Here is a 16,896-nt window from a genome sequence, read left to right as displayed (position 1 = left end):
AGACCCCCGACCATGAGCGTTCTGCCCGACGGTCCCCTGAACCGCGCGCTGGCGGCCGTCCTCGCCGCCGCCGTCCTGGCCGCCGGGGGCTATCTGGGATACGAGTACCTGCTGGTCGACGACCCCTCCTGCGCCCCCGGCGTGGAGCGGCGCGGGGACCGGCACGAGTGCGTCGGCGTCACCGACGGCGCCTACGTCTTCACCGACGAGCTGAAGCAGGTCACCGCCCGCATCAAGGCCGAGAACGACCGCGTGGCCGACAGCTCGCCCGTCACCGTCGCCCTGATGATCCCCATGACCTCCGCCGCGCCCGCCGAACGGCGCGAACTGGTCGAACAGGTGCAGGGCGCCTACCTGGCCCAGCACTGGGCCAACGACGACAGGAACAAGAACAAGCGGCAGCCCCCGATCCGGCTGGTGCTGGCCAACCCCGGCCGCGGCTACCTCCAGTGGCGCGCCGTCGCCGACCAGCTGGCGCAGGCCGCGGCCGACGGGAAGCAGAACCTGCGGGCCGTCACGGGCATCAACATCAGCATCGCCGAGACCGAACAGGCCGTGCGCTACCTCACCGCGGACAAGCACATCCCGGTCGTCGCCGGCCCCATGACCGCGGACGACATCAAGAACACCGCCGCCGACCCGCGCCGCTACCCGGGACTGGCGCGCATCGCCCCCGGCAACGCCGACCAGGCCGGCGCCCTCACCTCGTACGGGGCGGCCATCAAGCCCGAAGAGGCCCTGGTGATCGAGGACACCCGCGACAACGACAACTACCTCGCCACCCTGCGCCAGACCTTCGAGAAGCTCACCAAGGGCGCCCCCAACGCCCCGGAGACCTACCAGTCGCCGCCCGACTTCAACGACGAGGGCAACCTCGCCAACGACTTCCACCAGATGGTGCCAAGCATCTGCACCTCCGCCGCCACGACCCTCTACTTCGCCGGCCGCCCGGTCCAACTGCGCCAGTTCCTGGTCGAACTGGGCAACCGGAAGTGCAACAAGCACTACACGGTCGTCACCGGCTCGCACGCCTCCACCCTGATGGTCGACGAGAAGTTCGCCGACAAGTGGGACGCCCTCAGCACGGGCGCCGGCATCACCGTGCGCTACACCGCCCTCGCCCACCCCGACACCTTCGGGGAGAAGAGCACCGAGGGCCCCGGCGGCTCCAAGGCCGCCTCGAAGGAGCTGGCCGACCTGCTGGGCGAGCCCGACACCAAGGCACCCGACGCGATCGGCCCCGCCGACCTGCGCGACGGCCGCGTGATCATCACCTACGACTCGGTCTCCACCGCCATTGCGGGCATCCGCAACCAGACGGTGGGGAACGTGAGGACGCCCTCGACGGACGACGTCGTCCAGAGCTGGCGACGGCTGCACGGCGACAACCGGGTCGACGGCGCCAGCGGCTGGATCTGCCTCGACCAGTACGGCAACCCGTACAACAAGGCCGTGCCCGTCGTCCACCTCGACCCGGCCACCAGGAACGCCGTCCTGGACACCCTCGCCTGGCCCCTCGGCCACGCCCCCGACCCCAACTGCTCGATCGGCAGCGACGGCTGACCGGGCCGCGGCGCCGCGGCACGGCCTGCGCCCGACGGCCCGCCCCCACCGGTAGCCTGCCCGCGTGGACCCCGCGACGCCGCCACCCGCGGCACAGGAACCCGCAGCACCGCGGCCCGCGACACCGCGGCCCGCGACGGACCGGCCCGTGCTCTACGAGCGGGCCGGCCACGTCGCACGCGTCACCCTGAACCGGCCCCACGTCCTCAACGCGATGGACCAGCGGATGCACGCCGAACTCGGCGCGGTCTGGGACGAGGTCGAACGCGACGACGAGGTGCGGCTGGTCGTGCTGACCGGCGCGGGCGAGCGCGCCTTCTCCGTCGGACAGGACCTCAAGGAACGGGCCCGGCTCGACCGCGAGGGACACCCGCCGACGAGCTTCGGCTCCCGGGGCCAGCCGGGCTCGCCCCGCCTGACCGACCGCTTCACGCTGTCCAAACCCGTCCTGGCCCGGGTCCGCGGCCACGCCCTCGGCGGCGGCTTCGAACTCGTCCTCGCCTGCGACCTGGTGATCGCCGCACAGAGCGCCGTCTTCGCCCTGCCCGAAGCCGCCCTCGGCCTGATCCCCGGCGCGGGCGGGGCCTTCCGGCTGGCCCGGCAGATCCCGCTCAAGGCCGCGATGGGCTACCTGCTGACCGGGCGCCGGATGTCGGCCCACGAGGCACTGGCCCTCGGACTGGTCAACGAGGTCGTCCCGGACGACCAGCTGGACGCCTGCGTCGAGCGGTGGACGGCCGACCTGCTGCGCTGCGCCCCCCTGTCCCAACGCGCCCTGAAGGAGGCCGTGCTGCGCTCGGTGGACCTGCCGCTGGAGCAGGCCTTCACCACCCGCTACCACTGGGAGCAGGTCCGCCGGGCCAGCGAGGACGCCCGGGAGGGACCGCGCGCCTTCGCCGAGAAACGCGCACCCGTGTGGCGCGGGCGCTGAACCGGCCCCCTCCGGAGCCGCTCCGACGCCCGCGCCGGCGCGACCCGCTCAGCCCCGGCCCTCGCCCCTGCCCTCGCCCCGGCCTTCGCCCGCACCGCCGAAGGCCGACTCGAACTCGTCGATGTCCTCCTGCCCCAGCGAGATCAGCGAGAAGTCCGACGGGGTGTGGCCCCCGGACCCCTCGGCGGCGTGCCGCACCAGGCCCTCCAGCACCGCCCGCCAGCGCCCGGCGAGATCGCCCAGCTCCGCCCCGGTGAGCAGCCCGCCCGGCGACTCCAGGACGAAGCCCAGCTCGGGCCCCTCGGGCAGGTCCCGCGCCGAACCGTTGATCTCCAGCACGTGCCGCAGCGGTGTCGACGGGTCCACGCCGCCGTCGGGCACCGGGCGCTCACCCGCCGGCGTCCACGCCCGCGCGGACACCCCGGCCGGCACCCCGTCGGCACCGGGGACGTCCGCCTCCCCGCCGGTCCCGCCGAACCGGCCCAGGTAGTTGAACCCGATCTGCGGCTGCGCCAGCGGCTCCAGCACCGCCCGCGTGGCCGGGTTCACGTACCGCAGCAGCCCGTACCCCAGACCGTCGCCCGGCACCTGCCGCAGCTGCTCCTTGACCCGCTTGATCAGCCGCGCCGCGTCCGCCCCGCCCGCCCGGACCTCGGCCGTGTCGACCGGACCGGGCTCCAGCCACACCGGATGGACGGCGGTGAACCAGCCGACCGTGCGCGTCAGGTCCATGTCCTCGGCCAGCGGCACCCGGCCGTGCGCCTCCCGGTCGATCAGGAAGCCCTCCGGGGACCGCCCGCCGCGCGCCCGCAGCCACTCGTCGAGCGCCGCCGTCAGCCCGGACAGCAGCACGTCGTCGACCCCCGCGTGGTAGGCCGCGGGCAGGGCCGCCAGCAGCGCTCCCGCCATCGGCGCCGGAACGGTCAGCTCGGCGCGGGACACCCCGCCCCCCACGGTGTCGGTCCGCGGGTCCGGCGCACGTCCGGCGATCGGCGGCTCGACCCGGTCGAGCACCCGCCGCCAGGCCGGCAGCTCGTCCACCGTCCGCTGCGCCCTGGCCCGCTCCGCCAGGGCGCCCGCCCAGCGGCGGAACGAGGTCGGCTCGGGGGCGACGGCCGCCCGCGCCGCGTCCGCGCCCCCGGCGGCCAGGGCCGTGTGGGCGAGCGCCAGATCGGGCATCAGCACCCGCCAGGAGACCCCGTCGATCACCAGGTGGTGGGCCGTCAGCAGTACCAGGGCGCCCTGCGCGGCGCCGCGCTCGACGAGCACGGCCCGCAGCATCACGCCGTCCCGCGGCGCGAGCGCGGCCTCGGCGGCCGCGGCCTGCTCGTCGAGCAGCGCGTCCAGCCGCGCCCCGTCCAGGCCCGCCGCCTCCACCCGGGTCACCAGGTCCGCCGCGGCGACGGCCGGGGCCGTGCCGGGCTCGGGGACCACCAGCCGCCCGTCCGCCTCCTCCAGCCGCGCCCGCAGCACGTCGTGCCGGTCGAGGACAGCGTGCAGCACGGCGGCCAGCAGGCCGGGCGTCAGACCGGGCGGGGCGGTCAGCACCATCGACTGGCTGCCCGCGCGCGCGGCCGAACCCGTGCGGGCCGCGATCTCGTGCATCACCGGGGTCAGCGGCACCGGGCCCCAGGGGACGTCCTCGGGGCGGGCCGCCCGCTCGGCGTCGACCGGCTCGGCCACCCGCGCGAGCTCCGCGGGCGTGCGCAGCTCGAAGACCTGGCGCGGCGTGATCGCCAGCCCGGCCTTGCGGGCCCGCCCCGCCAGCAGCATCGAGGTGATCGAGTCGCCGCCGAGGCCGAAGAACGAGTCCTCCGCGCCCACCCGTTCCAGGTTCAGCACCTCGGCGAAGAGCCGGCACAGCAGCTCCTCCGCGTCGGTGGCCGCGGCGCGCCCCTGCGCCGGGCCGGCGAAGACGGGCCGCGGCAGGGCGGCCCGGTCGACCTTGCCGTTCGCCGTCACCGGCAGCGCCTCCAGCACGGTCACCGAGGCCGGGACCAGGTAGTCGGGCAGCTTCCCGGCGAGGTACTCCACCAGAGCCCGCGGCTCGGGCGGGGCCTCCCGGCCGCCGGCCGGCACCGCGTACCCGGCCAGCCGCTTGCGGCCGTCCGCGTCCTCGACCGCGACCACCAGCGCCTGCGCGACGCCCGGGTGGGCGGCGAGCACGGCCTCGATCTCGGCCGGCTCGACGCGGAACCCGCGGATCTTGAGCTGCTTGTCGGCGCGGCCGAGGAAGAGCAGCTGCCCGTCCCGGGTCCACTGCGCCAGGTCGCCGGTGCGGTACATCCGCGCGCCCTCGGGCTCGCCCTCGGCGGGGAAGGGGCAGGCGACGAAGCGCTCCGCGGTGAGCGAGGCGCGCCCCAGGTAGCCGCGCGCCAGCCCGGCCCCGGCGAGGTAGAGCTCGCCCGTCATGCCGACCGGCACGGGCCGCAGGAACGCGTCCAGGACGAACGCCCTGGTGTTGTCCATCGGCAGGCCCAGCGGCACCGCGTCGGGCACCGCGTCCGGGTCGGTGAAGGGCAGCTGGGTGGCGAAGGCGGTGGACTCGGTCGGGCCGTAGGTGGTGCGCACCACCAGGCCCGGGTGGGAGCGCAGCAGCGTCCGTACGGCGTGCGCGGAGACCACGTCGCCGCCGGTGGACACCTCGCGCACCCCGGCGAAGATGTGCGGGGCCTGCTCCGCGAGCACCCGGAAGTGCCCGGCCGTGGCGTGCACGCTGGTCACCTTCTGGTCCGCGATCAGCCGGCCGCGCTCGACCGTGTCGACGTCCCCGGGCGGCACCAGCACCAGCCGGCCGCCGTGCAGCAGCGTCGTCCAGATCTCGTAGGTGGCGGCGTCGAAGGCGTGGTTGGCCTGCACCAGCACCCGTTCGAGGGTCTCGGCCGACCAGCACCCGTCCAGGCAGAACGCCAGGACGCTGCCGTACGTCACCGCGACGCCCTTGGGCAGGCCGGTGGAACCCGAGGTGTAGACGACGTACATGAGGTTCTCCGGGCGCACCGGCACGGCGGGGAAGGCCGCGCCGTCCCCGTTCGCGGCGGGGGAGCCGGGCGGGCCGGGCGGGCCGGGGGAGTCCGGGCCCGCGGGGGCCGGCTCCAGGAGGAGCACCTCGGCGCCCTCGAACAGCGCGGCGTCGGCCAGGCCCCGCCGCGCGTTCGGCCCGTCGACCAGGACGACGGCCGCACCCGCCTGCGCCGCCGTCGCGGCGAGCCGGGCGGCCGGGTGCCGGCCGTCCATCGGCAGGTACGCCGCACCGGCCTTCACCACCGCCAGCAGCGCGGCGATCAGCTCGGGCGAACGCTCGGCGACCACGCCCACCACCGTCTCCGGGCGCACGCCGAGCGCGGCCAGCCGGCGCGCCAGCCGGTTCGCCCGCCGGTCCAGCCCGGCGTACGTCAGCTCGGTGTCCCCGGACACCACGGCCACGGCCCCGGGGGTGCGGCGCGCCTGCTGCTCGAAGAGCTCGGCGAGCGTCGCGCCGGGCAGCTCGCGGCGGGTCCGGTACCCGGAGCCGTCCAGTTCGTGCCGCTCCTCGCCGGTCAGCACGTCGAGCCGGCCCAGGGGCACGTCCGGGTCGTCCGCGACCTGGCGCAGCACCAGGAGCATCCGGTCGACCAGGCCCCGGGCGGTGCGCTCGTCGAACAGGTCGGGCCGGTAGTCCAGCCGGACCTCGATGTCGTCGGTCGGCGTGACCACGATGGTCAGCGGGTAGTGGGCGGCCTCCTCGCCGCCGCCGGCCGAGACCCGGATGCCGGCCGGGCCCCGCAGGCCGATCCCGGACGGACCTCCCGGCGGCTCCCGCCCGTCGCCCGGCGGCGGCCCCAGCGGGCCGCCGGCCTGTTCCCCGCTGCGCAGCGCCGTGCCGCCCAGGCCCTCGCCCGGGGGCGAGCCGTCGGCGGGCCGCGGCGCCCGGCCCGGACCGGCGGGCGCCGCCGGTCCGGCCGAGGGGGCCGCCATCGGCCCGCGCGGATAGTTCTGGAAGACCATCAGAGTGTCGAAGACCGCGCCGGGACCGCCGGCGCGCTGGATCTCCGGCAGGCTCAGCTGCTGGTGGTCCAGCAGGGCGGTCTGCTGGTCCTGCAGCGCCGCCATGGCCCGGCGGAAGGGCAGGGCCGGGTCCAGCGGCACCCGCACCGGCACGGTGTTGATGAACAGCCCGACCATCCGGTCCGCCTGCGGCACCTCGGCGGGCCGGCCGGAGACGGTCGCGCCGAAGACGGTGTCCAGCCGGCCGGACAGCTTGCCCACCAGCAGCGCCCAGGCGACCTGGAAGACCCGGTTGAAGGTGACCCCGGCGGAGCGCGCCGTCTCCCGCAGCCGCTCGGCGAGGTCGTCGCCGAGCCGCTCGACCACGTGCCGCAGCATCACCGGCGCGCCGCCGCGGTCGGCCGGGCCCACCAGGGTGGGCTCCTCCGTCCCGGCCAGCATCGCGCGCCAGGCCGCGCGCGAGGCGTCGGTGTCCCGGCGCACCAGCCAGGCGAGGTAGTCGCGGTACTGCGGCACCTTGGGGAGCACCGAGGCGTCGCCGCCGTTGCCGTAGACCTCCCACAGTTCGCCGAACAGGATCGGCAGCGACCATCCGTCCATCAGGATGTGGTGCATCGTCACCACCATCCGGTGCCGGCCGGGGCCGGCGCGCAGCAGCAGCACCCGCAGCAGCGGCGGCACGCCGAGGTCGAAGCGCCGCGCGTCGACCGCGGCCAGGCGCGCGGCCTCCCGCGCGGCCTCCTCCTCGCCCAGCCCGCCGAGGTCGGCGTACGTCCAGGGGATCCGCACGCCCCTGGCGATCACCTGGACGGTGTCGCCGGACGCGCGCGAGCGGAAGGCGGCGCGCAGGCTCGCGTGCCGGTCCAGCACCGCCTGCCAGGACGCCTCCAGCACCTCGGGGCGCAGGTCCCCGTCGAGGTTGAGGATCCGCTGCCCCACGTACACGTCCCGGGGCGCGTCCTGGTCGTACGAGGCGTGGAACAGCAGTCCCTCCTGCAGCGGGGAAAGCGGCCACACGTCCTCGACCGTCAACTGGCTCATCGTGCTCTCCGTTCGGGTCGGCCGGGCTCGGGCGCCGTCTGGGGCGGCGGCAGCCGGCGCAGGGGCCCTCCGCCGCGCGGCAGCGGGGGCAGGTCGCCGTAGCCGTTCGCCGAGTGCTGCTCGGCTTCCGGGCGCGGCGCGGGCGGTTCGGCGAACTGGGTGCGGTAGAGCTCCGCGTACAGGCCGTCGGCGTCGACGAGGTCGGTGTGCCGGCCGCGTTCGACCACGCGCCCGTCCTGGACCACGAGGATCTGGTCGGCCTCGCGGACGGTGGACAGGCGGTGGGCGATCACCAGGGCGGTGCGGCCGGCCAGGGCGGTCCACAGCGCTTTCTGCAGGGCCGCCTCGGACTCGGAGTCCAGGTGGGCGGTGGCCTCGTCGAGCACGACCACGGTCGGTTTCTTGAGCAGCAGCCGGGCGATCGACAGGCGCTGCTTCTCGCCGCCGGAGAAGCGGTAGCCGCGGTCGCCCACGACGGTGTCGAGCCCGTCGGGCAGCGCGGAGACCAGGTCCCAGACCTGCGCGGCCCGGCAGGCCTCGACGAGCTGCGTCTCGGTGGCGTCCGGCTCGGCGTAGAGCAGGTTGGCGCGGATGGTGTCGTGGAACATGTGCGCGTCCTGGGTCACCATGCCGACGGTGTCGTGCAGCGAGGCCAGGGACAGGTCGCGCACGTCGTGGCCGCCGATCCGCACGGTGCCCGCGGTGGGTTCGTAGAGCCGCGCGACCAGCTGGCTGATCGTGGTCTTGCCGGCGCCGGAGGGCCCGACGAGCGCGGTCAGCCGGCCCGCCGGGGCGCGGAAGCTCACCCCGCGCAGCGCCGCGGCGTTGCCGGAGCGTTCCGGGGCCGGCAGCGACAGCGTCTCCAGCGAGGGGAGGGAGACGTCCTTCGCGGAGGGGTAGCGGAAGGAGACGTCCTCGAACTCGACCTCCGGGGCCGGGGCCCGGGCCGCGGCGGGCAGCACGACCGGGTCGGGCCGTTCCGCGATCAGCGGCTTGAGATCCAGCACCTCGAACAGCCGGTCGAAGGAGACGAGGGCGGTGAGGTAGTTCGACTGCAGGTTGGAGAGCTGGTTGATCGGGCCGAAGAGCCGCGCCAGCAGGGTGGCCAGGGCCACCAGCGAGCCGATCTGGATGGCCCCGTCGATCACCAGTTCGCCGCCGACGCCGTAGACCACCGCGGTGGCGAGCGAGGCCAGCAGCGTCACCGTCACCAGCAGCATCCGCGAGTAGACGGAGGTGACCACGCCGACGTCCCGCACCCGCGCCGCGGTGCCGGCGAACCGCCGGGCCTCGCCCTTCGGCCGGCCGTAGAGCTTGACCAGCAGCGCGCCGGCCACGTTGAAGCGCTCCTGCAGGAACGAGCCGAGTTCGGCGTCCAGTTGCATCGACGTGCGCAGGTTGCGCTGCAGCCGGCGCCCCACGACGCGGCCGGGCAGCACGAACAGCGGCACCGTGACGAGCACGACCAGGCCCACGAACCAGGACAGGAGGAAGATCGTGACGAGCACCAGGCCCAGCACCACCAGGCTGGAGAGCACGTTGGACAGCAGCACGGTCACCGCCTGCTGGGCCTCCATCACGTCGGTGTTGAGCCGGCTCACCAGCGAACCGGTCTGGGTGCGGGTGAAGAACGCCAGCGGCTGGCGCTGCACGTGCTGGAAGACCTCGGTGCGCAGGTCGTAGACGAGCCCCTCGCCGATGCGCGCCGAACTGCGGCTGACGAAGAAGCCCACCAGCGCCTGCAGCAGCGCCAGGCCCGCCACCGCGGCGGCGGCGGCCGCCACCACGCCCCGGTCGTGGGGCACGATGCCGTGGTCGATGAGCACCTTGAACAGCAGCGGCGTGGAAACGGTGATGACGGCGTCGACCACGGTCAGGCTCAGCAGCGCGGCGATCTGCCGGCGGTAGGGCCGCAGGTAGGGCCGGATCCGCCGCGCGGTGCCGGGCCTGACCCGGCCCCGGGCCGGGTCGGGCCCGTCGCCGCCGGTGGCCCGTACCGTGATCAGCGGGCCCGGGCCGGCCATCATGGCGCGGCGACCTCCTTGCCGTTCGTGGCCGTGACCGGGCCCGGTGGCCGCTGGTCGCTCCAGACCCGGTCGATGTACTCCAGGCACTCGTCGCGCGCGCCCGGGCCGTGGGCGATCCGCCACCCGGCGGGTGTCTGCGCGAACGCCGGCCACAGCGAGTACTGGCCCAGGGGGTTGACCAGGACGAGGTAGGAGGCGTCCGGGTCGTCGAAGGGGCTGGTCATCTCGGTCTCCTCAATCGTTCGGGGGCCGCCCGCCGGGGCGGCGGGGGAGGGGCCCGGGGGGCCTCAGCCGGGCGGCCGGGCCGTGAAGCGGCCCGCCTTGCCGAGCACGTCCGCCGCGTGGACGCGCAGCGCCTGCTGGACGGCGAACTCCGCCATGTACGCGCGGAAGCCGTCCGCCGGTTCCAGGGCGAGGTTCACCATGCGGCGGTTGGCGGTGACGGCCGGGTCGCGCAGCAGTTGCACGGCGTGCTCGACGGCCCCGTCGAGCTCCGCCGGGTCGACGACCCGGTCGACGAGCGTGCGGGCCTCCGGATCGCTCGCGCGCACCCGCCGCCCGCCGAGGATGATCTGCCGGGCCAGCCGGGGGCCGGTCACCGCGGGCAGGCGGAAGTCCGCCGCGCCCGGGACGATCCCCTCCTGCGCGGCCGGCAGGCTCAGATAGGCGTCGGAGGCCGCCAGGACGTGGTCCACCGCGAGCAGCAGCTGCATGCCGCCGCCGATCGCGAAGCCGTCCACCGCGGCCACCCACGGCATGTCGGTGAGCGGGTAGCGCCAGGACGCCTCGTCCGTGCGCAGCCCGAGCAGCAGCTTCCTGAGGTAGCCGAGCTCGCGGCGCAGCAGGAAGCCGACCAGCGTGATCTCGCCCGCGTGCAGGCGCTTGAGGTTGATCCCGGCGCTGAACACCCGGCGGCCCGCGTAGCGCGGGTGCGTCATCTCGCCGCCCCGGACGAGCCCGATCTCGCACTGCCCGTCCAGCAGCGCGAGGTCGACCGCGGTCTCCATGTCGTCGACCTGCTGCTCGTCCTCGGCGTTGAGGCGGTCCCCGGCGCACATGGTGATCCGGGCCACCCCCGCGCGCCGCTCCAGCCGGGTGCTCTCCATCCGCACCACCCCGGTGGCCCGGAACTCCCCGAGCAGGGCCAGCGCGCGCCCGGTGGGCCGCAGCATGGAGTCCATCAGGTGGTGGCCGGCGGCCGGGCAGCGCAGCAGCCCGCGCAGGAGGACGCCCAGGTCGATCTCGTAGCCCAGGCGCCGTGCGACCGGCAGGGCCCGTTCCGCCCGCAGCTGCGCGGGCGTGGGCACCAGGTGGGGCACGGCGAACGCGGCGCCCTCCACCAGGGCCTCCAGCCGTGGGCGCAGCGTGCGGCCCTCGGTGAGCCGGTCGTACAGCGCCTCGGCGTGCAGGTCCAGGAAGGCGGTGCGCCGCGCGCGGCCGTCCTCCAGCGCCCGCTCGGTGCCGGCGGGCGGGCCGCCGGTGCGCGGCCCGGGCTCGGGGAACGGCGGCAGCTGCCGGGCCGCCCGGTCGAAGCCGTCCGCGGCGCGCTCCCGTACGGCGGCGGGTGCCCGCCCGTTCGGGGTGCTCACGCCGTCACCCCGTCCGCCGCCCGGGCGCGCCGCAGCGAGCGGTCGCAGGCGGCCAGGTGCGGGCCGAGCGCGTCCTCGAAGCTCATCCACTGGGCGTCGAAGGCCAGTTGGCGGCGGATCGCGAGTTCGGGGCCGGACAGCCGGCGCAGCAGCCGGGCCGCCGCCGCCAGGGTGCGCCCGGGGTCCGTGCTCACCCGGTCCACCAGGCAGTGCTCCAGGGCCTCACGGGCGGTGATCGGCATCCCGAAGAGCACCGTGCGGCGCGCCGGGGCCGGCCCGAGCTGCTGGACCAGCCGGAAGCCGGCCATGCCGGGCCACACGGCCTGCCCGTGGAAGGCCACCTGCAGCCGCAGGTCGGGTGCCGCCACCCGCACGTCGGTGGCGAGCAGCAGGTCCAGTGCCGCGCCGCCGCACTCCCCGCCCGCCGCCGCCAGTGTGGGCAGCCGCAGCCGTTCGAAGCGCCGTACGGCCCGCTCCCACTTCGTCACGGTGGCCACGTCGGCCGGCTTCGCCACCGCCTCGCCCGTCGGGGAGCCGGAGAGGTACAGGGTCGCGAAGTCGGCTCCGGCGGACTCCGCCTCGTCGCACAGCGCGCCGACGGCCTCGGTCAGTTCGGCCGAGATCTCCCGGCCGCCGTCCACGTGCAGCACGGGGCCTTCGGGCAGGGCGTTGACGGGCATCGCGGTCTCCCTCGCGTCGGTTCACCACTGGATGAGCGCGGATTCGATCGTCGAACCCGGCCCCATGGTCATGAGCACGCCGTAGTCGCCGTCGCGGACCACGCCCTCCTGCAGGAGCCGGTCGTAGGAGAAGAGGAACGAGCCGCTGGAGACGTTGCCGAAGTCGCGCAGCACGGTGATGGTGTGGCGCAGGTCGTGGCGGGTCAGCCCGAGGTTGACGGCGACCGCGTCGATGACCTTCTTGCCGCCCGAGTGCACCAGCCAGTGCGCCACGTCGTCGCGGCGCAGCGACGTGCCGGCCAGCAGCCGGTCGACGACGCCCTCCACGTGCGCGCCCACCAGGTAGGGGATCTGCGGATCCAGGAAGAAACTGAAGCGGTCCTGGTCGCGGTCCCAGTCGTAGCGCATCGCGTCGATGGCGTCGACGATCGTGACGCTCGCCGTCCGCAGGATCCGCGGGCCCTCCGGGCGCGGGCCGGACCCCTCCTCCTCGGCCCCCTCGCCGCCCCGCGGGTCGGCCATCACCGCCACCGCCGCCGCGCCGTCGCCGAAGAGGCTGTTGACCACGGCCGTACGCATCGTGGAGTCCATCGTGTACGCGGCCGAGCAGGCCTCCGAGCAGACCATCACGGCCAGCCGGCCCGGATTGGCCGCGGCCCAGTTGCCCACCACGGCCAGCGCGTTGAGCCCCGCGTTGCAGCCCATGCCGACGATGTCGGCCCGCGCCGTGTGCCAGTCCATGCCCAGCTCGCGGATCAGCAGCGCGCTCAGACCCGGGGTGAGGAAGCCGGTCGACGTCACGCAGCACAGGTAGCCCACCTCGGACAGGTCGGCCCCGATCCGCTTGAGGCACACCGACATCGCGTCCGACCCCATGCTCACGGCCCACGCCTTGTGCTTGTCCAGGAGGTCGCCCTGGCTCTCGCGCACCCGCGAGCCGTCGGGTGCCGCCGGGGGCAGCACCAGCGAACGCTGCCGGATGGAGCCCAGCAGGAAGACCGAGCGCACCTTGCGGTCGGTGATCCCGAACAGGTCGAGCAGCTCCTCCTGGGAATAGTGCTCGGGCGGCACGGCGGTGCCCACGCTCAGGATGCGCGGGGCCGTGGCGACCATTGCTCGCTCCAGGGCCGCGGTCATGATGCGTCACTCTCCGTTCCGGTGCCGGGCACGTCGCCGCCGTGCGCCGCGGCTCTGTACGTCCTGGCTCTGTGTGTCCTGGCTCTGTGCGTCCCCTCCGGGCGCCGCTCGCCGCTGAGCGCCTCCACGAACCGCGCGAGCCGCTCGACGCCCTCGGTCACCTGCCCGGGCGTCAGATAACTGATCGAGAGCCGGATGTCCTGCTCGCCCCCGCCGTACGGATGGAAGAACTCCATCGGCGTCCAGATCACACCGAAGTCCCGGGCCGAACGCTCCAGGGCAGCGGCGCCGGTCCGGAAACCGGTGCGCAGCGTGAGGAAGAACCCGCCCTCGGGACGGTTCCACCCCACCCCCAGCTCCCGGCGCCGCCCCTCGGGCAGCCACCGCTCCAACTGCGCCAGCGTCGCGGCCATGCTGCGGCGGTAGTGCTCGGCGGCCCTGGCGTTCAGCACGGAGAGCCGGCCGTCCGCACCCAGCAGCGCACCCGCCGCGGCCGCCTGGCTGAGCGAGGACGTGTTCACCGTGACCATGCTCTTCACCCTCGCCAGGTCCCGCGCGAGCAGCCGCACCCCGCCGCGCCCGCCCCGCACCTCCTGGTCGGCCACGACGTAGCCGATCCGCGCGCCGGGGAACAGCGTCTTGGAGAAGCTGCCGAGCTGGACGACGCTCCTCGACCGGTCGAGCGCCTTGAGCATCGGCTGCCGCGGCCCCGGGCCGCTCAGCCGGTAGGGACTGTCCTCCAGGACGAGCAGCCCGTGGCGCTCGGCCAGCTCCAGCAGCGCGGTCCGCGTCGCCAGGTCCAGCGTGGACCCGGTCGGATTGGCGTGGTCCGGCACCACGTACACCGCCCGTGGCCGCCGGCCCGCCGCACGCTGTGCCCGCACCGCCCCGTCCACGTCGGCCACCACCAGCCGCCCGTCACGCTCCGGCACCGCGACCACCGGGATGTCCAGCAGCCGCGCGGCCCCGATGATCCCGACATAACAGGGGGTCACCAGCAGCAGGACGTCCTCGGGCGTCGCGAACAGCGCGCGCAGCACCAGGAACATCGCCTCCTGCGCACCGACCGTCACCACGATCGCCTCGGGCGCGACCTCCAGCCCCTCGTCCTGCCGCAGCCAGTACGCGATCAGCTCGCGGATCCGCCCCGCGGCCGGCCCGTACTGGTAGAAGCCGTCGCGCACTTCGGCCGGCCCCGCGCCCCGGCTCTCCAGGTACGTCGCGTACCGGCGCAGGTGGGCGTGGATCTCCTCGACCTCGAAGAAGCCGTCATAGGGCCGCCCCGGCGCGAAGGACACCGCGTCCGGGTAACTGGACGTGATCTCGTTCAGGAAGTTCATCCGGTCGAGAACCGGGTCCTCGATGCTCACGTGCAGAGTTGTCGAATCGAGCACCATGGTGCCCGCCTTTCCGTCGACGAGCCGCAGGGCGGCAGTCCGTCGGAAGGGCGGATGCCGGGGCTCGCGTGAAGGACGCGCGGCAGAGCGGCGATGCGGGCGCGGTAGCGGCACACGAAAAGGGCCCGTCGACGGCACCGGGCCGGGCACGACGCGGGGGTGCGGAGCATCCCGACGCCCTGTCGCCGCTTCGCACCGGCCGCGGAGATCGAACGGAATCCTGGAGCACAGGGCCCTGTCTGCTGTTTGTCCTTGTTCCAGTACGCGCCTCAGGGCAAGAGACTGTCAAGTGCTGAGGGTTCCCGTCCCGTCACGGTCCGCTACCGGCGGGCCCGGTGGCGGCCGCCGGACCCGGCGGCCCGCCGGTGCCCGCCCCGGCCCCGGCGCGGGAACCCGGACCCCGCAGGCGGCGCCCGGGCCGCCGGGAGCCCGGCCCGGGAAAGGCCGCCGGACGGCAAACCCCTTGGGCGGGAGCATGGTTGGCCGTGCGATATCCCGGCGGCCGGGGCGGTGCGGCGCGTACCATCGGACGCCCGCCGTCAGGTCGCGGACCGGCGCGCGGGCAGCGGGCGGCCGGGCGGGGACAGGGGTGGCGTGTGACGAAGAGTGATGTCCGGCGGGGCGTGGTGCGACGCGGGCTGACGGCGCTGGCCGTCTGGTGGCTGTGGATGCCGCTGGTCGCGCTGCTGGTACGGCTGGTCAAGCACACCGTGTTCGGCGGGTTCGGGCAGCAGGACCAGAGCTACGTGCTGCTGATCGAGCGGGAGTTCCTCCCGCACGGCGGCGTGCTGGACGCGGCGCCGCTGTTCTGGCTCTGGGTCGCGATCGGGCTGTGCGGCACGGTGGGCGTGGTCGCGTACGTCGCGCAGGAGTCCGGGGCCGGCTACGGCGGGTGGCGGGTGCGCCTGGCACTGGCGGCGGTGCTGCTGGCGGTGGCCGGCTCGCTGGTGCGCACGGGCACCGGACTGTGGGACGACGACAAGGACGCGGGCCGCTTCTACGCGGCGGCCACCGTGCTCGACGTCCCCGCCGGCGGGGCCGGCACACCGCGCTCGGTCCTGCCGGTGACCGAGCACACCCGCGCCGGCGACGGCACCCGCTGCGACCTGGTCGGCACCGCGGACGTGCCGGCCTGCGTGAAGACCGCGCCGATGCCGGACTTCGACTTCGAGGCCCGCACCGCCTCCTACGCGGCGGCCGCCAAGGCGCTCACCGACAGTGCCGGCCTGACCTCCGGGGTCCACCTGATGGGCCACAGCCTGCACTACCTGCCCGACGCCTCGCCGGGCGGCGGCGTGTGGACGGCCGTCCTGGACGGCTCCGGCGAGCAGCCGATGGAGGGCGTCGCCGTCTGGGACGGCCGCTCCAACTCCGTCACCACCTGCGCCTTCCGCGGCGAGCACGCCTTCGGCCGGGCCTTCGCCGGCACCGGGGCCGTCAGCCTGCGCAACCTGCTCGCCGAGCGCTTCCCGGACCTCGTCCACAGCGACCAGGACATCTGGGGCTACTGCGACGGCACCGACCCCCGCACCGCCCAGCCGGTGGTGGTGATCTCGGTGGCCCGGCAGACCGGCTGGCGCCAGCGCACCGTCCTGGAACCCGCCGGGGTGCTGGTGCTGCGCGGCTCGCCCGACGGCCGCCCGAGCGTGACGTACCGGGCGGACGTGGCCCCGGGCGAACTGCCGGGGGCCGTCTACCCGGCCTCGGTGGTCCGCTCGCAGATCCACGAGATCCAGTGGCTCGGCGGCCGCGGCGCGAAGGACGACCGCGGCTTCGGCTACGCGCACACCTCGGCGTCGACCAACGCCGTCAACCCGGGCGAGTTCCTGCTGCGCTCCAGGGCGGACGGCCACCTGTACTACGTGACGCCGCTGGTGCCGCGGGAGAGCTCCTCGCAGCTGGTGGTGGCCTTCGCCGTCCTGCAGGCCGACCGGGTCGGCGGCGGCCTCAACGACCTGCACGTGTACGTGCGCGGCGACGACAGCCCGTCGGTGAACCTGGACGTGCTGGCCAGCCGGATGGTGTCGTACATGGCGCAGCAGACCTCGATCACCATCAGCGCCGGGCAGGGCGGCGCGCTGCAGGAGATCGTCCCGTTCGGCCGGGACATGTGGCGCGGCTTCGTGGACTTCAACGGGCAGACCCAGGACTACATCGACCTGTCGGGCGACGCCACGGTGACCCCCAACCTGGTGTCGCTGAGCGGCGACATCACCGCGCCCGGCGGACGCCCGGCCCCGACCCCGGCCCCGACAGCGGCCCCGACACCGGCCGCACCGGCGGCCGGGTGCGGCGGCGACCCGGGGCAGCTGACGACCGGACAACTCGCGTCCTGCGTCGCCGAACTGTCCAAGGCCCTGCAGGGGCGCGTCCAGGACCCGGCACCCGCCAGGCCCTGACGGCCGGGCCCGCCACCGCCCGTCCGGTCGTCGCTGTCCGTCACCCTGACGTGGTCTCAACCACGTGAAGGAAAGCCCAGCTTGACGCAAAGCCGGACCTGCGGGCTTGACGGAATTCGCCAACCCGGCGCCTCACGCGCACCAG

10 protein-coding genes are annotated in these 16,896 nt (G+C 75.0%); 3 read left to right on the top strand and 7 right to left on the bottom strand.

The annotated features are described in order from the left end of the window. Positions 1-12 precede the first annotated feature (12 nt). Positions 13-1,563 (top strand): hypothetical protein, encoded by a 1,551-nt coding sequence (locus ACZ6EM_RS34005; RefSeq protein WP_401051078.1) that lies wholly within the window; start codon positions 13-15, stop codon positions 1,561-1,563. A gap of 148 nt (positions 1,564-1,711) precedes the next feature. Then, positions 1,712-2,494: an enoyl-CoA-hydratase DpgD gene (gene dpgD, locus ACZ6EM_RS34000; RefSeq protein WP_401051080.1), complete on the top strand. Its 783-nt coding sequence runs from the start codon at positions 1,712-1,714 to the stop codon at positions 2,492-2,494. Between the two features lie 48 nt (positions 2,495-2,542). On the opposite strand, the gene ACZ6EM_RS33995 is transcribed toward dpgD, so the two are convergent. From ACZ6EM_RS33995 to ACZ6EM_RS33965, 7 genes are all read right to left on the bottom strand, one after another. Next, positions 2,543-7,522 (bottom strand): amino acid adenylation domain-containing protein, encoded by a 4,980-nt coding sequence (locus ACZ6EM_RS33995; RefSeq protein WP_465774071.1) that lies wholly within the window; start codon positions 7,520-7,522, stop codon positions 2,543-2,545. Continuing rightward, positions 7,519-9,549, bottom strand: coding sequence for an ABC transporter ATP-binding protein (locus ACZ6EM_RS33990; protein WP_401053718.1), 2,031 nt, complete (start codon positions 9,547-9,549; stop codon positions 7,519-7,521). Before ACZ6EM_RS33990 ends, ACZ6EM_RS33995 begins: the two co-directional genes overlap by 4 nt. Next, a complete protein-coding gene (locus ACZ6EM_RS33985; RefSeq protein ID WP_380550548.1) occupies positions 9,546-9,773 on the bottom strand; it encodes an MbtH family protein in 228 nt (75 codons plus the stop codon). The genes ACZ6EM_RS33990 and ACZ6EM_RS33985 overlap by 4 nt, the downstream gene beginning before the upstream one ends. A 63-nt stretch (positions 9,774-9,836) precedes the next feature. Further along, the gene (dpgC, locus tag ACZ6EM_RS33980) at positions 9,837-11,138 is read right to left on the bottom strand and encodes a (3,5-dihydroxyphenyl)acetyl-CoA 1,2-dioxygenase DpgC (RefSeq protein WP_401049845.1); all 1,302 of its coding nucleotides are present in this window, start codon (positions 11,136-11,138) and stop codon (positions 9,837-9,839) included. Further along, entirely contained in the window at positions 11,135-11,818 is a 684-nt protein-coding gene (dpgB, locus tag ACZ6EM_RS33975) for an enoyl-CoA-hydratase DpgB (protein ID WP_401049842.1), read from the bottom strand. Before dpgB ends, dpgC begins: the two co-directional genes overlap by 4 nt. Positions 11,819-11,839: 21 nt before the next feature. Beyond that, positions 11,840-12,955 (bottom strand): 3,5-dihydroxyphenylacetyl-CoA synthase DpgA, encoded by a 1,116-nt coding sequence (dpgA, locus tag ACZ6EM_RS33970; RefSeq protein ID WP_380550557.1) that lies wholly within the window; start codon positions 12,953-12,955, stop codon positions 11,840-11,842. Continuing rightward, positions 12,952-14,325, bottom strand: coding sequence for an aminotransferase-like domain-containing protein (locus ACZ6EM_RS33965; protein ID WP_401049840.1), 1,374 nt, complete (start codon positions 14,323-14,325; stop codon positions 12,952-12,954). Before ACZ6EM_RS33965 ends, dpgA begins: the two co-directional genes overlap by 4 nt. 623 nt (positions 14,326-14,948) lie before the next feature. Between ACZ6EM_RS33965 and ACZ6EM_RS33960 the strand changes: the two genes are divergently transcribed. Beyond that, a complete protein-coding gene (locus ACZ6EM_RS33960) occupies positions 14,949-16,751 on the top strand; it encodes a hypothetical protein (RefSeq protein ID WP_465774070.1) in 1,803 nt (600 codons plus the stop codon). Positions 16,752-16,896: the final 145 nt, after the last annotated feature.

This window comes from Kitasatospora sp. NPDC041917, from assembly GCF_055589745.1.
Note: the sequence above shows the minus strand (reverse complement) of the source record. Positions and strands in the feature narration are given on the sequence as shown.

Bases quoted from the DNA above. Each gene is read 5' to 3' on its own strand.
- ACZ6EM_RS33985 (WP_380550548.1), bottom strand. From the start codon at position 9,773: ATGACCAGCCCCTTCGACGACCCGGACGCCTCCTACCTCGTCCTGGTC.
- ACZ6EM_RS34005 (WP_401051078.1), top strand. From the start codon at position 13: ATGAGCGTTCTGCCCGACGGTCCCCTGAACCGCGCGCTGGCGGCCGTC.
- ACZ6EM_RS33990 (WP_401053718.1), bottom strand. From the start codon at position 9,549: ATGATGGCCGGCCCGGGCCCGCTGATCACGGTACGGGCCACCGGCGGC.
- dpgB (WP_401049842.1), bottom strand. From the start codon at position 11,818: ATGCCCGTCAACGCCCTGCCCGAAGGCCCCGTGCTGCACGTGGACGGC.
- ACZ6EM_RS33995 (WP_465774071.1), bottom strand. From the start codon at position 7,522: ATGAGCCAGTTGACGGTCGAGGACGTGTGGCCGCTTTCCCCGCTGCAG.
- dpgA (WP_380550557.1), bottom strand. From the start codon at position 12,955: ATGACCGCGGCCCTGGAGCGAGCAATGGTCGCCACGGCCCCGCGCATC.